Below are 21,418 nucleotides of genomic sequence, written 5' to 3' on the forward strand. Positions count from 1 at the left end.
ATTGGTATGATAGAAGATAGATAGGGGAGGTGCCAAATGGAGAAACAACTTCAGAAAATTACGGAGCTTATTGGATTCCGCTACTTTTTGATTGTCGTTCTCATCCTTACAGGAGCATTACAATTTACATTTATGTATGGCAATGTAAAGGGTGTTACATATGATTTTAAACCGTTGCAACTTGCGTCAGAAACAGTAAGATCAACGAAAACCATCGAAGATACCGTGAAGACACAGCAGGAACGAGAAAAGGCTGCTAACGCAGTTACGCCCGTCTATCAATTTTCTGAAGACGTCGCTAAGCAACGTGTAGCAATCGTGACGTCTTTATTTGATTATGTCCTCGAAGTGAAAAAGGATGTCGAAAGTAGTAAGGACCCTGTTGCAACTGTCGACCAAGTGGCAAAGCTCCGGAAAAAATTAGAATCCATTGATGTGGATCAAATGCCTGTCGTCTTTACCGATGCACAGTTAGAAGGCTTATTACAACAAAGTGAAGCCGATTTAAAGCGAACAAGCATACAACTATCAAAACTTGTACAAGAATACCTAGAAAAATCAATTCGAAAAGAAAATGTGTTAGCTGCTCAAAATGATTTTGAAACCAAAATACGTGGACAGCGTGGCTATCCTGATAGGATTTTAAGTACCGTCGTATCAATTGGACGTGCTAGTATTATCGAAAACGAAACCATTAATGAGGAACAAACGAAAGTTAGAATAGAACAAGCAAAGGAAGCCGTTGAACCAACACGTATTCTACAAGGTCAAATCATCGTACAAGAAGGTCAGATTATTGATAATGAGGCTTATCGCCAGTTAGAGCTACTGGGTATGGTGAGTAATAAAGCATCACTGAAGCCGATTGCAGGGCTAATTATTTTAACGTTCATTCAAATGATATTTATGTATATTTATTTTGATCGCTGGGAAATCGAAGAACAGAAAAAGCGCAATGCATTACTCGTAACCGTTATTGTGTATAGTTTTTCAATCCTGCTAATGAAGTTTATAAGCTTAGTGGCAGATGGGTTTGATGTGACAATTGCCTTTTTATTCCCAACAGCGTTAGCTACAATGCTTGTACGTCTACTCGCTGATGATCGAGCTGCAGTCCTTATTACTGTCATGACAGCTGCTTCAGCAGGGGTTATTTTCCAAGAAGGATATTCTTCTGTAATGCAGATGGAAATTACTTTGTATATCATATTTGGTGGCTTTGCGAGTCTATTCTTTATGCGTAGTGTAGAAAAACGCTCGCATATTATGCAAGCGGTTGCCGTGATTTCTGTTGTAAATATGGGCTTTATCGCATTTTATTTATTAATGACACAATCATCTTATGGTTTATCTGAGCTATTGTTTTACTTTATAGCCGCGATATTATCAGCACTACTATCTGGTGCGCTAACGATGGGACTATTGCCATTTTTTGAGTCAGCCTTTAGTTTGCTCTCCACATTACGTCTCATTGAGCTATCCAATCCAAATCATCCATTGCTGAAAAAGCTACTAATGGAGACACCGGGAACATATCATCATAGTGTAATGGTAGCGAATCTAGCTGAAGCGGCATGCGAAGCGATAGGTGCGGACGGATTGCTCGCACGTGTCGGTTGTTATTATCATGATATTGGCAAAACGAAACGACCAGCTTTCTTCATTGAAAATCAAATGTCAGGTATGAATCCGCATGATTCCATGCCTCCAGAAACAAGTGCTGAAATAATTATTGCGCATACAACTGATGGCGCAGAAATGCTAAGACGTTATAAAATGCCACAAGAAATTATTGATATTGCGCTACAACATCATGGTACAAGTCTACTTAAATTTTTCCTTTACAAAGCGAAGGAAGAAGGAAAAGTAATAGATGAGGCAAAATTCCGTTACCCAGGACCAAAACCTCAAACGAAGGAAGCCGCGGTAATAAGCGTTGCTGATAGTGTGGAAGCGGCGGTTCGTTCGATGAAAGAGCCAAATGCTGAGAAAATTCATAAACTCGTTCGAGCAATTATTGATGACCGTGTACAAGATCATCAGTTTGATGAATGCGATATTTCGATAAAAGAGTTAAAATGTATAGAGCAAGTACTTTGTGAGACGTTGAATGGGATTTTCCATTCCCGTATTGAATATCCAAAGGCAGATAAGTAGGAGGCACTAATGATTTTAACGATTGATTTTACAGATGAAACAAATGAAGTGACAGCACAACATACGGAGCTTGTAGAAAAGCTTTTACAACATGCTGCAAAAGTGGAAAAGATTGAACCTGAAACAGAAGTATCAGTAACTTTTGTCACAAATGAGGCTATCCAAGAAATTAACCGAGAATACCGCGATAAAGATCAACCAACAGATGTGATTTCCTTCGCGCTAGAAGAATTAGGCGAGGGAGAAATGGAAGTAACATTTGAAGGCATGCCGCGCATTTTAGGTGATATTATAATTTCCACGGATCGCACTAAGGAACAAGCAGAAGAATATGGACATTCATTTGAACGAGAATTGGGCTTTTTAGCTGTCCATGGCTTCTTGCACTTATTAGGTTATGACCATATGGTACCTGAAGATGAAAAGGTGATGTTCGGCAAACAAGAGGAGATTTTACAAACTTTTGGCTTAGGACGTGACTAAATGAACTTACGCAAATATTTACGTTCATTTGGATATGCTTTTGAAGGAATAATCACAGCATGTAAAGAGCAAAATTTTCGATCTCATTTGCTTAGTGCGTGCATTGTTATCATTGCAGGTTATTTCACAGGTTTATCACGAGTTGAATGGTTGATTGTGCTATTATTAATAGCACTGATGTTTGCGCTTGAAATGATCAATACCGCGATTGAGCGAGTTGTAGACTTAGCATCAACAGACATTCACCCACTCGCTAAGCAAGCTAAGGATGTTGCAGCGGGTGCGGTGCTTGTATTTGCGGTATTCAGTGCTATAATCGGTTTACTTATCTTTATACCGAAATGGTTTTAGTTTTGTTCCATTACAAGCTACCATTTCGCTATGTGAGGATAAATGCCAACTATGCTCTTATGCATGTGTGGTTTAACCGCTGGCAAAAATCAATTGAAAACCCCAGCAAATGTCACAGATTTTGGAGAGGCGCTTTTCAAGCAGGCTCGAAAAAATCTAGACGCTATTACGCTGTGGCGTAATGGATAGTGCCTAGTCAAAGAGGCATATTTGATTTTTATGTAGAGGAGAATTAGCATAGATGAAGATAGATATGCATGCATTACTAGAAGAGTCAAAAAAAGCACGCGAGAAGGCATATGTTCCCTATTCAAAATTTAAAGTGGGAGCTGCGCTTTTGACTAAAAATGGCGATATCATCCACGGCTGTAATATTGAAAATGCTGGCTATAGTATGACGAATTGTGCGGAGCGTACGGCGTTTTTTAAAGCCATTTCAGAAGGTGTTTATGATTTTGAGGCAATTGCGATTGTAGCGGATACGGAAGGACCCTGTGCGCCTTGTGGAGCTTGTCGCCAAGTGATGGTGGAGTTTTGCCCACCAACAATGCCTGTCTATTTAACAAATTTAAAAGGTGATGTCACGGTAACGTCAGTTGGCGAATTAGTACCGTTTGCATTTACAACGGAGGATTTAGAGAATGCTGGAAAATAATACTGGCTATAAGTCAGGCTTTATCTCAATTATTGGAAGACCAAATGTTGGGAAATCTACATTTTTAAACAGAGTCATTGGTCAAAAAATTGCCATTATGAGCGATAAGCCACAAACAACACGAAATAAAGTACAAGGTGTACTGACAACAGATGATAGCCAAATGATTTTTATTGATACACCAGGAATCCATAAGCCAAAGCATAAGCTAGGCGATTTCATGTTAAAAGTATCTAAAAATACATTGCGTGAAGTGGACGTTATCATGTTTATGGTAAATGCGGAGCAAAAGCTTGGAAAAGGTGACGAATTTATTTTAGAAATGCTCGAAGGTAATCCAACGCCTGTGTTTCTAGTAATAAATAAAATCGACCAAGTTCACCCAGATGAATTAATGGGTATTATCGACAGTTATAAGGAACGTTATGACTTTGCGGAAATTGTGCCGATTTCAGCACTTCAAGGTAATAATGTTGAAAACTTACTAGTAACACTTACTAAATATTTACCTGAAGGCCCACAATATTATCCTGCCGATCAAGTAACAGACCACCCCGAGCGCTTTATCATTTCCGAGTTGATTCGTGAAAAAGTGTTACATTTAACACGTGAGGAAATTCCGCATTCCATTGCAGTAGTCATTGATAAAATTCGTCGTGATGAAGAAAACGAAGGAAAAATTCGTGTAGCCGCGACAATTATTGTAGAGCGTGATTCTCAAAAAGGCATTGTGATTGGGAAGCGTGGAGCATTACTGAAAGAAGTAGGAATCCGAGCTCGTAAAGATATCGAAATGTTATTGGGTTCTAAAGTGTATTTAGAGCTATGGGTAAAAGTGCAAAAGGATTGGCGTAATAAATCGACACATCTTCGTGACTTTGGATTCCGCGATGATGAATATTAATTTTCTTCGTAGGGCTTAATTGTTTCAACTGAAGTCTACCGTATCGAGTATTGCAGTGGACAAGTGTTAGTTGAAGTAATGCTTGATTCAGAAGAAGGGAAAATGGAGCTGTCCAAATATGTTTGGAGAGCTCTATTTTCATGGAAAACTTGAAAAAAAGGAGGGGGATGGATGCTTTATAAATGGGAAGGTATTGTGCTAAAGGTGCGTGCGTACGGGGAATCCAATAAGATTGTGACGCTACTAACGCGAGAAGCTGGTAAAGTAGCAACGATGGCGCGAGGGGCCAAAAAACCTTCAAGCAGATTATCAGCTGTGACACAGCCCTTTACATATGGCATGTTTATGGTGCAGCATCATACAGGTATGGGCACTTTGCAACAGGGAGAGCATCTCAATTCAATGCGTCATATACGTGAGGATATTATAGCGACAGCCTATGCGAGCTATATTATGGAACTAGTGGAACGTGTAGTGGAAGAGGGAAAAGCAGAACCTTTTGCATTTGAAGTACTCTTGCAAGCATTACAAGCAATTGAAGATGGCTATGATCCGGAAGCTATTACCCTTTTTGTAGAGTGGAAAATGCTCCCTTATACGGGTGTGCAACCGATACTCCATGCTTGTGCTTCTTGTGGTGCAGTGGATGGGGAATTTGCCTTTTCTTTTGCACAAGGAGGTTTCTTATGCCACCGCTGTTATCAGCATGATCCATATATTATTCGCCTAACACCAACACAGTTAAAGTTAATCCGAATGTTTTATACCGTTCCAATTGATCAGATTGGTAAGCTGGAATTGAAAAAAGAAACAAAATATTTCATAAAAAAAATTATTACAACGATTTATGAAGAACAAACTGGAATCCGCTTTAAAACAAAAAAATTTATTGAGCAATTAGAAAGAACGCCTGAATTACAGTTAAGACCATCTACAGATAAAACAGAAATGCCAGAGGACAATTAATGTACCCTCTGGCTTTTTTACATAATGAATTAGTAGTCTTCCATATCATCGTATAAATCGTAATAAGTTGCCCATTTACCTGCAATTTTCATAAATTCAACATTTAAATATGCAGTTTCTCCATTTTTTCCAGTTACATGTATCATGGCATTGCCCTCTGCTAACGGTGTTACAATCAATTTGTTTCCATTAAGTACTGCTTTGACTGGTACTTTGTAAGTTGGATCAGAACCATCATCTAAATCTTCTAATGCAACTTGTACTGGTTCAAATGATAAATAATCGCTTGTAAATGTTAGTTCGTCGGTTAATTCGTAAAGGTCAATACTACGTACAAAATCATACGTATATACATCAGCCGCCATTATTTGTTGTTGGGTACCATTTGTGAAAGTTAATAAGTATTGTCCATCTTTAAAAATCGATAGTGTTGTATTATTATCTTTCGTTTCTAGTGCATAGGAATCCGAAGATAAAGCCTGTCCATCGGCTGTTTGTATACTTACTTCTGTAGGTGCGAACGTTAAATCCGTTTCATTTAAGTTGAGCGGTAGATGTTCTAAATAGTCTTCTTCCTTTACTTCTTCAAGCGTTGTTTGTAGCTTACCGTCTACAGTTTTTACATGAACTAAGAAAAAGAAATCTGTGAACTCTTCTGTCTCTTCGCTAAAACCAGAAATGACTAATTTACCAGTACCTTCTTTTAAAGGCTTAATCGTAATGGTATTTGTCATCATCTCTTCGTCATCCCATGTGAAAATATCCTCTGCCGGTTCAATTCCACCATAAGAAGCGAAAATATAATCTTGGTTAAAACGACTTGCAGAAATCGTAGCATTATGTTGAGTGTTTTCTGCTCTTACTACAAAAGAAGCCAGTTGAGAACGTTTTACATAGCTTTGAGGGCTAAAGGTAGTCGATGTCGTGCCTTTTGTAATGTTATTAGAAAATAATGTTTGAATATATGGCTCATATTCACTGCCAGCTTCTACATCTGTAAAGGGAATATCGATATCATCAGTAATTGTTAAATCAAAGCCCTTGACAATCATTTTCGACAATTGACCTCGTGTAATTTGTTTCGTTGGGTTGAAATACCCATTAGAGCCTCGGATAATCCCTGCTTCTGCTAGTGCAGCGATGGCACCGTAGTTTTCATTGTCAGGAGTAATGTCCTTAAAGTTAGGATTTTTTACATGAACAGTATCAAGATGTAAAATGCCTGCTAAAATTTTGGCAGCCTGTGTACGGGTAATAAAATTTGCGGGCTTGAACGTGCCATCTGGGTAGCCGGATATAATTCCACGCTCTGCTAAGTTTATGATTGCTTTCCCTTCCTCTGTTGAGGGATTTATATCGGGGAATGATGAAGCAGCATATGCTGGGGGTGCTATGACAATGGCGCTCGTTGCGATAGTTGTTGCCATAACCAGTTGATAAAAACGATGTGTATTCAATTTGTTTCCTCCAATGTCCATTTTTATAGCTTGCTTTTTTCTAGTAAAGATCCTTCCTATGTACAGTTTCAAACTTCCGGACGATTGATTGCGAATGGTTGGTATTACTATGTATTGTTAAAAATACGTACTTTAACACAAAAGATTAACTATAATAATATATTTATAACAAATTGTTGAAGGTGAGAATAGAGGGAATATTATCCACTATAAAATGGGAATTATGAGATATAAATAGCAATGAGCTTATGCTACTAGGAAAAAAAGATTAGTAGATAACATTTAGTGAGAAATTTTTTGTTTTTTAAGCCATTCTTTATATTAATAGAAAAATGGTTATTTTTTATAAATATACATTTATCTATATTTTTAAATAGGTCAAATGAAATATAACATTGCCTGAATATCGATAAAAATAAATAAAATAAATAAGAATAAATAACTAATTTTTAGCCGGTTTATAATATATGCATAGTATTAACTAATCATTTAAGCCCCATATACTAGTTGAAAAGGCATTTTAACCTATGATATTGTAAAGATACAAAGAAATGTAATATTAATTATTCTTGTATAATTATGCGAATTAAAGTTTAGGAATGTAATTTCAAACTATTTTAAAACCATGCCTCTATCAGCAAAACGTACTATTGTACGTTATTAGATTAATGCAGTCCTATGGAAAAGGGAGGGAGGTCACATAATGCTCTAACCATGCGTGTGTGGCTGATAAAATGCTAAAAAAAGTGATATTATGTATTGATGAAGTAGAAGCCGGTGATATTTTAGCAGAAGATATTTTTTCCGAGTATCGCCTATTAGCTAAAAAAGATTTAGTGCTAACTGAAAGAATTATTGCATTACTTAAACTTAGAAGAGTAGAAGAATTGTCAGTTTATCTATCATCAGATTCAGTAAGAATTGTTCATGATTTAAGTATACAACGTACAATGGAGTACGAAGATATTTTTGCACCACTGTTGGAGAAAAATGAAGAGATAGATGAATATCAAGTAGCGGTCAGTAATCTATTTATGTCAACGTTAGAAAATGTTGTACATGAATTACGTTATGGTCAAATATTAAAAAGTACGCAGGATACGGCATATGTCAGAGGTATATTTGAACGGATTTTAGCAGAAAAGAGTCGCTACGATTTGCTTATGCGTTTAAAGGAGTGGGATGAATACTCATTTGTCCATTCATTTGATGTCTTTGTTCTTGGAACAATTTTTGCAAGACAATTAGGCTTAACGGACATTGAGATGCTTGCCAGAGGTTATTTATTTCACGATATCGGCAAAGTTTTTATTCCACAAGAAATCTTAAGTGTAAAAAGAAAACTGTCCGAAGATGAATTTGATATAGTCAAAACACATACGACGAAAGGCTACGAGCTTCTTATAGAAAATGGTGAAGCTGATATTGCCTATTTGGCGCGCGATCACCACGAACGCTTTGCTGGAAAAGGGTACCCTAACCAACTGTGTGCAGATGATATGAGTGAAGGTGTTCAGTTATTACAAATTATTGATGTCTATTCTGCAATGACCTCAAAGCGTGTATATCATTCTGGATATGGTGCGACGGATGCTTTAGCAGTTCTATATCGTGATCGGCATTTATATAATGAAAAGTTTATGAACAAATTTGTAGAATGTCTTGGCATCTATCCTGTAAACTCAGTTGTGTTACTATCAGATAATCGTAGTGCTCAAGTAGAGCTTGTCTATGATATGTTCCCAACATTGCCGAAAGTAAAGTTACTAGATGAACAAACGTCCATGAACTTACCACTGAATTATAGTGTCAAAATTGTTAAAATGATTGATTATCGTGCCAATAGTTTTGAGGAGATTTTTAATTTATTTATCGAGCAGTTGATACGAAATGATGAAAATTCTTTAAGGGTACATTTCAATAAATTGATTGACCATTTACATCCGAAAGAAATTGTTTTAAAAATTTTTCTCCCAGCTTTTCGTATTCTTCGACTACTAACGAGAGAAATACAAACTGATATGAAGAAATATAAAAATTCCATACTCATATTAAATAAATTGTTGGAAGAACAATTAAATGTTTTGTACATGGATTATCAGCATGAGCAAACAACTATTTTAGTTGTTGAAACGGCTGTTCGAGAAAATTTTTTCATCAAACTTGTTCAGAGTATTTTGTATATTGACAAAATTGTACCATTCTTTATCAATCCGGGAGATGACCAGCGCATTACGCAACTAATGGAGCATTGTGGAGTCAATGTTGCCTATTTTATTGAGGAAGAATTGACGATAGACAGACGAGTGCGTCCTATGCGCGAAGGGACATTTCTCTATTACTCTCTAAGTGATATTGAGGAACTGTTAGTAAACTTAGTAGGGATGAGTATGAAAAAGTTTCTATTTGAAGAAAAAATGCAAGAGCGATTATTTATATCGTTAAAAGCATAAAGCAAGATATTTATGACGACCAAATCAACAGTTGATTTGGTTTTTTTTGTAAGCTTGCAAGAGGGATTAGATAAGGCAGTTGCAATTTTAAAGGGGGAGTTCGATTGGCAATTGATAGTATCATCGAATTGAATGAACAAAATATTGTTCAAAGTGGATGCTTTTGTCTACGCAGTAATCCACATGCTACAGGATATATAAATAAAAGTAACTGGCTTTATGAAAGATTTCATGAAGGATTAAAGTATATAAAAATAATGGACAATAATAAGCAGGCAGGTTTTATTGAGTATACACCGATTGAGTATTCTTCAAGGGTTGTGTTTGGTGAAAACTATGTTGTGATTCATTGTTTGTGGGTAAGTATTACTGGAAAGGGCTATGCCTCGAAATTGATTGATAGTTGTATAGAAGATGCAAAGAAACAACAGAAATCAGGTGTCATTGTCATTACAAACGCAAATAGTTCGTGGGTTCCGAGTAAGCAAATTTTTTTGAAACATAACTTTAAAGAAGTAGAGCAGGCACCAAATGGATTTGAATTGCTTGTTTATAAGTTCAGAAATGCACCAAATCCATATTTTCCGAACGATTGGGATAAGCGGCTAGCATCTTATCAGGAGCTAACAATATTCCGAACCCCTCAATGTCCCTTTGTAGATATTGCAACGGATAATGTTGTAGAGGCTGCAAAAAAACTAGGCATTCATGCTGAAATCATTGATGTGCAAAATAGAGAAGAATTAGTCAGACTTTCTCCTACGCCTTATGGTGTCTATGGAGTCATCTATAAAGGAAAATTACTAGCCTTTCATCGACTTACTGTGCATTCGGCGATAAAGCGTTTAAAAGCCTTTCATCCAATTGATGGTAATTAGAGCGCTAGTTTTAAAAGCGGAAGTGGGCAGTGACTATTGTAAACAACTAGACATACACTAGTGTTACAGCTTACGTGTATGCCCACAAAAAGCATCGCCGAAGCAAAAACGTGTTAGATTGACTGTAATCAATCTAACACGTTTCCTTTGCTTAAAACCTAACTAATCGTTTGAATTAAAATTGAAGATGCTTTTCGATATATGCTTTCACATCAGCGATTGGCATACGTACTTGTTCCATTGAATCACGATGACGAACAGTTACTTGACCATCTTCTTTTGAATCGAAATCGAATGTAATACAGAATGGCGTACCGATTTCGTCTTGACGGCGGTAGCGTTTACCGATTGATTGAGACTCATCAAAATCAACAGGGAATGATTTGCGTAACGCTGACCATACATCTGCAGCTTCATCAGATAATTTTTTAGAAAGTGGAAGAACAGCTGCTTTAAATGGTGCTAAAGCAGGGTGGAAACGTAATACTGTACGTTTGTCATCACCTTCAAGCTCTTCTTCATCATAGGCGTCACATAAAAATGCTAATGTCACACGGTCAGCACCTAAAGATGGTTCGATACAATATGGTACATAACGCTCGTTTGTTACTGGATCAATATAAGTGAAATCTTCGCCTGAATGTTCCATATGTTGTTTTAAGTCGTAGTCTGTACGATCAGCTACACCCCAAAGCTCGCCCCAGCCGAATGGGAATTTAAATTCGATATCAGTTGTTGCATTTGAGTAATGCGATAATTCATCTTCCTCGTGGTCACGTAGACGCATAGAATCTTCTTTCATACCTAAGTTTAACAACCAGTTTTTACAGAATTCTTTCCAATAGGCATGCCACTCAAGATCTTCACCAGGCTTGCAGAAAAATTCAAGCTCCATTTGTTCAAATTCACGAGTACGGAATGTGAAGTTCCCTGGCGTAATTTCGTTACGGAAAGACTTCCCGATTTGTGCGATACCAAATGGTGTACGTTTACGCATAGAACGTTGTACGTTTTTAAAGTTAACGAAAATTCCTTGTGCTGTTTCTGGACGAAGGTAAATTTCGTTTGTTGAAGATTCTGTTACACCTTGGAATGTTTTAAACATTAAGTTGAACTGACGAATATCAGTGAAATCTGCTTTGCCGCAATCAGGGCAGACAACATCGTATTTCACCATTGTTTCTTTCATTTGATCGAATGTCATACCATCAACGATAATTTCATCACCTTTTGCTAGCGCAGCATCTTCAATGATTTTATCTGCACGGTGACGCGCTTTACAAGCTTTACAGTCTACCATTGGGTCGTTGAAGTTGCCAACGTGACCAGATGCAACCCATGCTTTTGGATTCATCAGGATAGCCGCATCGATTCCAACATTATGTTCAGATTCTTGGACAAATTTTTGCCACCAAGCTTTTTTGACATTGTTTTTTAATTCCACACCCAGTGGACCATAATCCCAAGTATTTGCTAAACCTCCGTAGATTTCAGAACCCGGGAAGACAAAGCCACGATGCTTTGCTAAAGATACAATTGTTTCCATTGATTTGTTAGCCATAATAATAGCCTCCTTCGTAATTTTTCCTTGCATTTGAGTGAAACGTAACTGTCTGATAGGACGAATAGATAGACAACAATCATGATAGATTACCCTCATATTTGTTGAAAATAAGAATTCGCCATATCCAAAATAAAAATAGCACCCGTCTCCGGGCACGAAAATGCCCAGGGACGAGTGCTAATACCCGCGGTTCCACCCTGATTGTTTTAAACGCTTTGTTTAAAACCTCTTTTCAAAAAGTTAGCTCAAGGAGTGCCTTTCTCTGTTGCTATGTAGACTTTCACCATCTTCTACTCGCTAAATAAATGAACAGATACTTTTTTCCTATCATCGCCTGTATAACGCAAGATTGCTCGAAAATACATGGAGAGCAAGCGTCTGTGTCAATATTGTAGCATGTAGTTCTTTTCTTCGCAATAACCATTAAAATAGTATATAATAATTGAGCATAAGTATAACACTATTAGATTTGAGGCGGTGAGTCCAATCGAACTCAATAAACGTCAGGAAGACATTTTACAAATTGTGAAAGAGAACGGCCCGATAACAGGGGAACATATTGCAGAACGTCTCAATCTGACAAGAGCGACTTTAAGACCAGATTTAGCCATTTTGACAATGGCTGGCTTTTTAGATGCTAGACCAAGAGTTGGTTATTTCTATTCTGGTAAAAAAACATCCGTAACATTAACGGATAGCATTAACAATTTAAAAGTTAAAGATTTTCACTCTGGACCTGTTGTTGTACCTGAAACAATGACGGTGTATGATGCCATTTGCTTCATGTTTTCAGAGGATGTCGGGACCCTTTTCGTTGTCGATAAAAACGAATTTTTGACAGGTGTTCTGTCTCGTAAAGATTTACTGCGTACAAGTATTGGCACGCAGGATTTAAATAAAATTCCTGTACATATTATTATGACACGAATGCCAAATATCTCGTACTGTGAAAGATCCGATTCGTTAGTTGTTGCAGCTAATAAGCTAATAGAACGAGAAGTAGATTCATTACCGGTAATCGAACCACAAGAGGGTGGATTGACGATTGTAGGTCGTCTTACTAAAACGACCATTACACGTGCTTTCCTGTCGCTTGCGCAAAATGTCTAAAAATTGAAGGGGAACAGCATGAAAAGACTACGAGTTTTTGTTGTATCTGATTCAGTCGGCGAAACTGGGGATCAAGTAGCCAAAGCCGTAATTAGCCAGTTCCGACCAGGCTTGGAAAATACGATTATTCGGCGCTTTCCACATATTCAAACAGAGGAGCTTGTTCGAAAAATTGTGTGCCTCGCTGCAAAACAGAAGGCATTTGTTGTCTATACACTTGTTCGACAAGACATGCGTACATTACTACATGATTTATGTGAGAAAGAAAAAGTACATGCTGTAGATATTTTAGGACCAGCGTTGAAATCGATGGCAACCTTTATGGAAGAAATGCCATTAGAGACACCGGGCATTGTGCATCAACTTGATGACGACTATTTTAAAAAAATTGAGGCGATAGAATTTGCGGTGAAATACGATGATGGCAGAGATCCACGAGGCTTATTGCAAGCTGATATTGTACTTGTGGGTGTTTCACGTACATCAAAAACGCCTCTTTCACAGTATTTAGCACATAAACGTTATAAGGTGGCAAATGTACCATTAGTCCCGGAGGTCGCGCCACCAGAAGAATTATTTAAAATCGATCCGAAGAAATGCTTTGGTTTAGTTATCTCTCCTGATAAATTAAATTCAATACGAAAAGAAAGATTAATGACATTAGGGTTAAATGATGATGCCATCTATGCTCAGCATGTCCGTATTTTAGAGGAGATTCAACATTTTGAACAAGTTGTTGAGAAAATAGGTTGTAAAGTGATTGATGTAACAAATAAAGCTGTAGAGGAAACAGCGAATATTATTATTGAACAGCTAGCAAGTTGTAAATAAGAAACCAAATTGTGTAAACCACCTCGGGGTAGTAGAGGCGGTTTTTTTGAGTGGGTTTTGAAATTGGTATAGATAAATACTAATTTTTGTTTTATAATAATAAAATTGTGGTAAAAATATTTAAAAAGAGAAAAATCCTATTTTTTTGTCGAGAAATAAAGGATTTTTAAAACGGATATCGAATTGTGTTCTAGAACGTAAATTAAAGATGGTGATGAATTTGGCAGGGAAAATACCAGAAGAAGTGATTGAGCAGATTCGTACACAATCGGATATTGTCGATGTTATTAGCGAATATATGCAGCTAACAAAGCGCGGGCGCAATTGGTTTGGTCTCTGTCCTTTTCATGGAGAACAAACGCCATCTTTTTCTGTGTCAACCGACAAACAGATTTTTCATTGTTTTGGTTGCGGTGCAGGCGGTAATGCCATTACTTTCGTCATGGATATCGAAGGGATTTCTTTCCCAGATGCAGTCGTCAAACTAGGTGAACGTGTGGGTGTACATTTAGATGTTGGTCCAACTTTGCCTCAAGCGACGACAAAGATTTCAAAAGCGGAAGAAAGGATGAAAGAAGCACATGCTTTTGCGGCAGATTTTTTTCATCATTTATTGCTGAACACAGAAGATGGGGAAGAGCCTTTAAATTATTTGCTAGAAAGAGGATTTACAAGGGAACTTATCGAATCTAATAGCATTGGATGGTCTCTCCCAAGCTTTGATGCATTAACGATATTGCTTGAAAGAAAAGGTTATAACTTACAAGAAATCGCAGATAGTGGTCTAGTAATCAAACGTGAAGGAGAAGAACGCTATTTTGATCGTTTTCGGGGACGTATTATGTTTCCAATTCGTGATGAGAACGGTAAAATTATTGCCTTCTCAGGGCGAATTCTGTCATCGACAGGTGAAGAGGCAAAATATTTAAATAGTCCAGAATCACCAATTTTTCAAAAGAGTGAAGTGCTATATAACCTAGACAAAGCACGAACCTCTATTAGAAAAAATCGTCAAGTAGTGTTGATGGAAGGTTTTATGGATGTTTTAGCTGCAACTTCAGTTGGTGTAACAAATGCCGTAGCAACAATGGGTACTTCGCTTACGAATCAGCATATCACAAAGCTAAAGCGCTTAGTAGAGCAAGTTACGATTTGCTATGACGGTGATAATGCTGGATTTGATGCGGCGAAACGAGCGGCACAGTTATTACAAACGGAGCGCATGAAAGTGAATATTGCGGTGATACCAGATAAACTAGATCCTGATGAGTATATTCAAAGTCTAGGTGGACAGGCTTTTAAGGAACAGATTTTGGAAAACCCACATACGTATATTGCTTTTATGATGATGCATGCTAGACGAAATAAGAATTTTCAGTTTGAAAATGATACGCTTCAATATATTCAAGAAGTACTCGAACAATTAGTGGGTAGCTCCTCACCGATTGAACGAGATTTGTATATCCGACAGCTATCGAATGAAACAACGATTTCGGAAGAAGCAATTTATGCCCAATTCCGAAAACTAGAGGCAAATCAGGTACGCACTGCGAAAGTGGAAATGCCAACGCATACACCTTCGATGCCAGTCACGCAGCGACAAAAGCCTATGGACGCAGCAGAACGTGCCGAACGTTTATTACTGGCTCATATGCTTCATAATATAGATGTAGTGGACAGGGTATTACGTAGTGAGCAAAAAGAGCCTTTTGTACGAGATGCATATATGGCAGTTTTTGTTCGATTGGTAGGATTTTATGAGGAATATGGTCATCCAGATTATCAGCGCTTTGTCGAGATATTAGATGACGCTGAATTACGCAAAATTGTGATGGAAGCTGCTTTAGTGGAAAGGGATCCAGACCAAGCAGAGTCAGAGGTTACAGATTCTATTCGACAGCTTCAAAAATATAGAATTGAGCAGGAAATTCATCAAAAGATGCATGAGTCAAAGGAAGCGGAGAAGATGCACGAGTATGCGCGTGCACTTGAAATCGCCCAACAGATTATTCATTTAAGAAAATCGTTATCGGCGATTTAACCCGATTCGGTTGTTTAGAAGGAGGAAGGTTTATGGCGGACAAGTCTGAACGTTCAAAAGAGGTAGAAGTAGAAATTACATTAGATGAAGCAAAAAAATTACTACAAGAAAAGGCGAAAACAGAAGGTGAAATTTCAATGAAAGAAATTTCAGAGAAATTACTGCCTTATGAGTTGGAAAATGAAGAAGTTTTTCATTTCGCTGAAGATCTTGAAAAACATAAAGACATTCAAATTATCGGTAAAGAAGAATTTGAAGAAGAAAGCTTAATGAAAGAAGAAGCTAACGAAGAAACGTTCGATTTAAATGATTTAAGCGTACCACCAGGGGTAAAAATTAATGATCCTGTTCGTATGTATTTGAAAGAGATTGGTCGTGTAGATTTACTTTCTGCTGAGCAAGAAATTGCACTGGCAGAACGTATTGAGCAAGGGGATGAAGAAGCGCGTAAACGTTTAGCTGAAGCGAATTTACGTCTTGTTGTATCAATCGCCAAACGCTATGTGGGCCGTGGAATGTTATTCCTTGATTTAATTCAAGAGGGGAATATGGGACTTATTAAGGCAGTTGAAAAATTCGACTATCGTAAAGGTTTTAAGTTCTCCACTTATGCAACATGGTGGATTCGTCAAGCGATTACACGTGCGATAGCGGACCAAGCACGTACAATACGTATCCCTGTGCACATGGTAGAAACAATTAACAAATTAATTCGTGTGCAACGTCAATTATTACAGGACTTAGGTCGTGAACCGTCTCCAGAAGAAATTGGCGAGGAAATGGATTTAACACCTGAAAAAGTACGTGAAATTTTAAAAATCGCGCAAGAACCAGTATCTCTTGAAACGCCAATCGGTGAAGAAGACGATTCACATTTAGGGGACTTCATTGAAGACTCAGAGGCTCAATCTCCTTCTGATCATGCAGCCTATGAATTGTTAAAAGAACAGCTAGAAGATGTATTAGATACATTAACAGACCGTGAAGAAAACGTACTACGTTTACGTTTTGGCTTAGATGATGGACGTACACGCACGTTAGAAGAAGTAGGGAAAGTATTTGGTGTAACACGTGAACGTATTCGTCAAATTGAGGCAAAAGCACTTCGTAAATTGCGCCACCCTTCTCGCAGTAAACGTTTAAAAGATTTCTTAGAGTAAAACAGAACTTCAAACTTATATATGCAAACCCCGCCACTTAAATTTTGTAGCGGGGTTTGTTGTTTATAAGCTATTTTTAAAGTAGCTTTCCTTCTTTGGGGCATTTAGCAGTTTGAACACTATTAAACCATGTAAATTTAACATAATGATATAAGAGATGTAAAAATACATAATTTGAACGGATGATAAGTTCCGTTTTTTGCGACTTTTTACAGATGTTCTTTCTTTAATTGTGAGATAAAATTGTAGTACAACCATTATTAAGCAATGTTTGGAGAAAATACGATGACAAATCCACGGAAAAAAATTATTTTAAATGAGATATTGTTTTGGAAGCAAAATAAGCTATTACCAGAGCACTACTGTGACTTTCTAGCCACTCTTTATGCAGAGGGAAATGATGTGGAAGAGCTAGAGGAAGCAACTCATAAACAGGCAGTATTGCCTTTAGAAAAACGAAAAATGATGTTCTTCATAGTGGGATTATGCTTGGGTATGCTACTGCTCTTGTATATTTATTTTACAGTCACTTCTTTATTGCTTTTATTAACAGGTATTGTAGCCATTGCTACAATTACATTATTCATAATGGCTTTTCGAGTTGCGACCAAAAATAACTTATTAGCACCTGTCTTTCATATTATTGCTGCTATCTTGTTATTTAGCTTATCTATTCGCATGTATACTACATATTTTAGTGGAAATAATACTGTGCTGTTTGTCATTATCGCTGCAAATTGTGGGGTATGGCTAGTATCAGGTATCAAAATGAAGTTGCTTTATTTCACAGTATCTGGTGGTCTCGGGTTATTAGCACTTATTGGTTATTATTTGTATAATTTTATGTAAAAAAATACACCGCTATGACGAACTTTTCATTCATAGCAGTGTATTTTATTTTTGTAATATAGTAGTATGACTTTTTTAAAAAAGTATAAATAGAAGAAAAAATAGAAAAAACATCGAATAATAATATATCAAAATAATAGTATAACCTATTTGTGAAATTGTTAGGATAAATCAACAGCATAATAGGACATAAAGGTTTTATACGACAGCTATTAAATTTTTCATTGGACGTATATGATTGCCAATATGGTGGCAAAATATTGGCGAGAAGTGAAAGAGTTGAGTTATTAGAAGGTACATTATCAGTCCATATTTTGGGTTTAACAAGACATAATTTATCCAATTGATACAGAAATGTCGAAATTGTTACAAACAAAGGAAAACTTAGCGAATGGGGCTTTTCGTTTCTTGTTTAATGCAGTACAATATTAGATGTTGACTGATTCTATATTATAATAGAAGTAGACTTATTATGAGGAGGGGAAACATATGAAAAACAATCCAGTCGTTCCTTACATCTTGATTCTGGCATTTGGTATAGGTCTTATTTTCTTCATGTCTTTACAAGGCGCAGATAACAAGAAAGAAATTGCTGCTGAACAAGAGGGCGGTGGCGAAACTACAGAAGCTAATGATGATGGTTCTGCATTAGTACAAACTTGTATCGGTTGTCACGGTGGTGACTTAACTGGTGGTGTTGGTCCAAACCTACACGGTTTAGATGAAGCTCGTATCGTAGACGTGTTAACAAACGGTATCGAAGGCACACCTATGACACCAGGAATGAAAAACGAAGCGGAAGCAAAAGCAATCGCTGAGTACATTTCTACTCTAAAATAGTTTTAAAAAATGGCTGTACTAAAAAGTGTCTTTACGCTTTTAGTACAGCTTCTATTATGATGGAGTTGCTCAAAAATCTGAGACAACTCCATTTGTTTTTTTGTTCAACATCATACATACTAGAGTGGACTCTATATTTATAAGGTAGGCGGTTTAAAATGAACGCACAAAAATTATCAAAACGTTTAGAAACAGTGGCAAAATTTGTTCCAACTGGTGCGGTTGTAGCAGATATTGGCAGTGATCATGCATATTTACCATGCTATTTAATTCATAAGGGGATTGCTGCGAGCGCAGTAGCCGGCGAGGTTGTAAAAGGACCATATGAATCAGCGCTAGGACAAGTAAAAAAAGAAGGGTTAACGGAGAAAATTACTGTTAGACTGGCAGATGGCTTAGCTGCAGTGGAGGCAACTGATCATGTAGATACTGTAACAATAGCTGGTATGGGTGGACCACTCATTGTGTCGATATTAGAGAAACATCCACAAAGCTTACAAGGTGTTACACGTCTGATTTTGCAACCTAATATTCATGCAAAAGTTATCCGGGAATGGGCTTTAACAAATAATTGGGCCATTCTCGATGAAGATATTTTAGAAGAAGATGAAAAAATTTACGAAATTCTTGTCTTACAAAGAGGAGCGATGACATTATCTCCATCGGAAATCTTATTTGGTCCTAAATTATTGTTACGTAAAGCACCAGCTTTTTTAAAGAAATGGCAACGAGAAAAAGAAAATTGGCAACGTGTTTTACAGTCCATTGAAGGGGCAGAGCCAACTCTTGAAATTGAGGAAAAACGTGCAGAATTAACAGCACTACTTGATTTAGTGGAAGGAGTTTTATAGCATGAAATCAGTAAATGGTCAGGAAATTATACAATTATTTGAATCATGGTCACCAAAGCATCTTGCATGTATGGAGAATGATCCAATTGGACTTGCCATTGGAACGTTAAATAAACCTGTAAACAAAGTATTAGTGACATTAGATGTGAATGACGCCGTAGCAGACGAAGCGATTGCCCAAGGCTGTGAACTGATTATAGCGCATCATCCGCCTATTTTCCGTCGACTAGCGAATATTCGTACGGACAATCCCGCTGGACAATTATACGAAAAACTTATTAAACATGATATTGCGGTCTATGCCGCACATACAAATTTAGATGTAGCGGAAGGTGGCGTCAATGATTTATTAGCTGATGCATTGCTGCTCGAAAATCGCTCTATTTTAGAGGAAACGTATGCTGAGGATGTTTTAAAACTAAGCGTTTTTGTACCGACTGCCGATGCAGACGTGCTGCGTGAGGCATTAGCAAAAGCGGGAGCAGGTCGTTTAGGTTCTTATGAAGCGTGCAGTTATACATCGAGTGGAGAAGGGCGTTTTCGTGCACTTGAAGGGGCAAATCCGCATGTTGGTTCTATTGGAGAATTACATGTCGAGGAAGAAGTCAAAGTGGAAGTGGTTTTGCCCGCGTCCATTAAAAACCGCGTATTGAAGGCACTGTTAAATGCCCATCCATATGAGGAGCCTGCGTATGATATCATTCGCTTGGAGCAACAAACGAATCGTATGGGATTAGGTCGTGTTGGCTATTTACCAAAAGAAATGCTGTTACAAGATTTTGCAGAGTTTGTAAAGAAACAACTAGATGTACCAACTGTTCGTGTTGTCGGCGATTTGCAGTCAACAGTAAGAAAGATTGCACTAGTAGGTGGAGATGGAAATAAGTATATTTATACGGCAAAGCGTGCAGGTGCCGATGTCTTTTTAACAGGCGATATGTATTTCCATACGGCACAGGATGCACAAGCAATTGGTTTGCAAATTGTAGACCCAGGTCATCATGTTGAAAAAGTAATGATTGCGGGTGTTGCGAAAAAAATGGCAACATTGTGTGAGACCAAAAAATATAGAGTAGAATTTGTCCAATCTACTATTCATACAGAACCATTTTTATTTGTTTAAGAGAGGGGAATACATGTGGCAAATGGGAAACCTGCTGGGAATAATGCAGGCAAGTTATGGATTATTATCGGCTTACTAATTGCTGTGTTTGGTGGCGGTATGACACTTATGACAAATATGATGAATGAGAAAAAAATAGATGCCATGACTGCGCAATGTGAAAACGATGGAGGCAAAGCCATCGTGTCAAAAGAAAAGAGCTTTCTAGCAACAAATTATTCGTTTGAATGTAAAAAATAGTATGATTCGCGTATGAATGAACGCAACTTTTAAAGGAAGTTCCTTTAAAGGTTGCGTTTTTTTGCTATGGACTTACAGGTAAATCTACTATTTTTTTATTGTTATATAAATATTAAGAATATATTGATTTTTCTATCATCTTATGCTATATAAAAAATAATTAAATGAGAATCCGTTGAGAATGTGAATTGTAGGAATGTGGAACAGTGTTGATGATAACAAAATGCTAGAAATAGGAGGTATATTTCTATATGAAAAGAGGCGATAAAATTAAAAAGATTCCAGCACCATATATTTATCTAATGCTAATATTTATTTCGTTACTATCATTAATCAGGGATTATGAAAGTAAGCCTATTTGGATAAAGATTATTGCGATACTTGGCATTTTAGGATTTTCAGTATTCACATATTTGGAGAGAGATAAATTTTTTAGAAAGTAAAGTGTTCTATTAATTTCTATCCATTACATAATAAAAAATAGCCATAATTTCTTCCTTGTCAA

At 37.2% G+C, this 21,418-nt stretch carries 20 protein-coding genes and 1 other annotated feature; of the genes, 18 read left to right on the forward strand and 2 right to left on the reverse strand.

The window, feature by feature from the left end; genetic code table 11:
* The first annotated feature begins 36 nt into the window (after positions 1-36).
* The 6 genes from LS41612_RS08065 to recO all read left to right on the forward strand — a co-directional run bounded on the left by LS41612_RS08065 (position 37) and on the right by recO (position 5,516).
* Positions 37-2,157, forward strand: coding sequence for an HD family phosphohydrolase (locus tag LS41612_RS08065; RefSeq protein WP_024363032.1), 2,121 nt, complete (start codon positions 37-39; stop codon positions 2,155-2,157).
* Positions 2,158-2,166: 9 nt separating this feature from the next.
* Complete coding sequence (gene ybeY, locus LS41612_RS08070; RefSeq protein WP_024363031.1) at positions 2,167-2,640, forward strand: rRNA maturation RNase YbeY; 474 nt, start codon at positions 2,167-2,169, stop codon at positions 2,638-2,640.
* Positions 2,641-2,991: a diacylglycerol kinase family protein gene (locus LS41612_RS08075; RefSeq protein WP_024363030.1), complete on the forward strand. Its 351-nt coding sequence runs from the start codon at positions 2,641-2,643 to the stop codon at positions 2,989-2,991.
* Between the two features lie 241 nt (positions 2,992-3,232).
* Positions 3,233-3,646 (forward strand): cytidine deaminase, encoded by a 414-nt coding sequence (locus LS41612_RS08080; protein ID WP_029747264.1) that lies wholly within the window; start codon positions 3,233-3,235, stop codon positions 3,644-3,646.
* Complete coding sequence (era, locus tag LS41612_RS08085; protein ID WP_024363028.1) at positions 3,633-4,550, forward strand: GTPase Era; 918 nt, start codon at positions 3,633-3,635, stop codon at positions 4,548-4,550. The genes LS41612_RS08080 and era overlap by 14 nt, the downstream gene beginning before the upstream one ends.
* Positions 4,551-4,721: 171 nt before the next feature.
* Positions 4,722-5,516: a DNA repair protein RecO gene (recO, locus tag LS41612_RS08090; protein ID WP_024363027.1), complete on the forward strand. Its 795-nt coding sequence runs from the start codon at positions 4,722-4,724 to the stop codon at positions 5,514-5,516.
* A gap of 29 nt (positions 5,517-5,545) precedes the next feature.
* Here recO and LS41612_RS08095 read toward each other — a convergent pair whose 3' ends face one another.
* Positions 5,546-6,973 (reverse strand): S-layer homology domain-containing protein, encoded by a 1,428-nt coding sequence (locus tag LS41612_RS08095; RefSeq protein ID WP_024363026.1) that lies wholly within the window; start codon positions 6,971-6,973, stop codon positions 5,546-5,548.
* A gap of 734 nt (positions 6,974-7,707) precedes the next feature.
* Here LS41612_RS08095 and LS41612_RS08100 point away from each other — a divergent pair.
* Both LS41612_RS08100 and LS41612_RS08105 read left to right on the forward strand, forming a co-directional pair.
* Positions 7,708-9,426 (forward strand): HD-GYP domain-containing protein, encoded by a 1,719-nt coding sequence (locus LS41612_RS08100; protein WP_024363025.1) that lies wholly within the window; start codon positions 7,708-7,710, stop codon positions 9,424-9,426.
* Between the two features lie 110 nt (positions 9,427-9,536).
* Entirely contained in the window at positions 9,537-10,304 is a 768-nt protein-coding gene (locus tag LS41612_RS08105; protein WP_029747263.1) for a GNAT family N-acetyltransferase, read from the forward strand.
* 175 nt (positions 10,305-10,479) lie between these two features.
* Here LS41612_RS08105 and LS41612_RS08110 read toward each other — a convergent pair whose 3' ends face one another.
* Positions 10,480-11,865: a glycine--tRNA ligase gene (locus LS41612_RS08110; RefSeq protein WP_024363023.1), complete on the reverse strand. Its 1,386-nt coding sequence runs from the start codon at positions 11,863-11,865 to the stop codon at positions 10,480-10,482.
* A 166-nt stretch (positions 11,866-12,031) separates the two neighbouring features.
* Positions 12,032-12,208 (reverse strand) — a binding site (T-box leader).
* Positions 12,209-12,345: 137 nt separating this feature from the next.
* Between LS41612_RS08110 and ccpN the strand changes: the two genes are divergently transcribed.
* The 10 genes from ccpN to LS41612_RS08160 all read left to right on the forward strand — a co-directional run bounded on the left by ccpN (position 12,346) and on the right by LS41612_RS08160 (position 21,356).
* Positions 12,346-12,978: a transcriptional regulator CcpN gene (gene ccpN, locus LS41612_RS08115; RefSeq protein WP_024363022.1), complete on the forward strand. Its 633-nt coding sequence runs from the start codon at positions 12,346-12,348 to the stop codon at positions 12,976-12,978.
* Between the two features lie 18 nt (positions 12,979-12,996).
* Positions 12,997-13,809 carry a pyruvate, water dikinase regulatory protein gene (locus tag LS41612_RS08120; protein ID WP_024363021.1) on the forward strand — a complete coding sequence of 271 codons (813 nt, stop codon included), beginning with the start codon at positions 12,997-12,999 and terminating at the stop codon, positions 13,807-13,809.
* A gap of 208 nt (positions 13,810-14,017) precedes the next feature.
* Positions 14,018-15,850 (forward strand): DNA primase, encoded by a 1,833-nt coding sequence (gene dnaG, locus LS41612_RS08125; protein ID WP_029747262.1) that lies wholly within the window; start codon positions 14,018-14,020, stop codon positions 15,848-15,850.
* Between the two features lie 32 nt (positions 15,851-15,882).
* Positions 15,883-17,010, forward strand: a complete 1,128-nt coding sequence (gene rpoD / locus LS41612_RS08130) for an RNA polymerase sigma factor RpoD (protein WP_024363019.1) — start codon at positions 15,883-15,885, stop codon at positions 17,008-17,010.
* Positions 17,011-17,295: 285 nt separating this feature from the next.
* Positions 17,296-17,859 carry a hypothetical protein gene (locus tag LS41612_RS08135; protein WP_024363018.1) on the forward strand — a complete coding sequence of 188 codons (564 nt, stop codon included), beginning with the start codon at positions 17,296-17,298 and terminating at the stop codon, positions 17,857-17,859.
* 489 nt (positions 17,860-18,348) lie between these two features.
* Positions 18,349-18,699, forward strand: a complete 351-nt coding sequence (cccA, locus tag LS41612_RS08140) for a cytochrome c550 (RefSeq protein ID WP_024363017.1) — start codon at positions 18,349-18,351, stop codon at positions 18,697-18,699.
* 158 nt (positions 18,700-18,857) lie between these two features.
* Positions 18,858-19,550: a tRNA (adenine(22)-N(1))-methyltransferase gene (locus LS41612_RS08145; protein WP_024363016.1), complete on the forward strand. Its 693-nt coding sequence runs from the start codon at positions 18,858-18,860 to the stop codon at positions 19,548-19,550.
* 1 nt (position 19,551) lies between these two features.
* Entirely contained in the window at positions 19,552-20,673 is a 1,122-nt protein-coding gene (locus tag LS41612_RS08150) for a Nif3-like dinuclear metal center hexameric protein (protein WP_024363015.1), read from the forward strand.
* A 15-nt stretch (positions 20,674-20,688) separates the two neighbouring features.
* The gene (locus tag LS41612_RS08155; RefSeq protein ID WP_024363014.1) at positions 20,689-20,913 is read left to right on the forward strand and encodes a hypothetical protein; all 225 of its coding nucleotides are present in this window, start codon (positions 20,689-20,691) and stop codon (positions 20,911-20,913) included.
* Between the two features lie 251 nt (positions 20,914-21,164).
* A complete protein-coding gene (locus tag LS41612_RS08160; protein ID WP_024363013.1) occupies positions 21,165-21,356 on the forward strand; it encodes a hypothetical protein in 192 nt (63 codons plus the stop codon).
* Positions 21,357-21,418: the final 62 nt, after the last annotated feature.

Source organism: Lysinibacillus sphaericus (assembly GCF_002982115.1).
Classification (GTDB): Bacteria; Bacillota; Bacilli; order Bacillales_A; family Planococcaceae; genus Lysinibacillus; species Lysinibacillus sphaericus.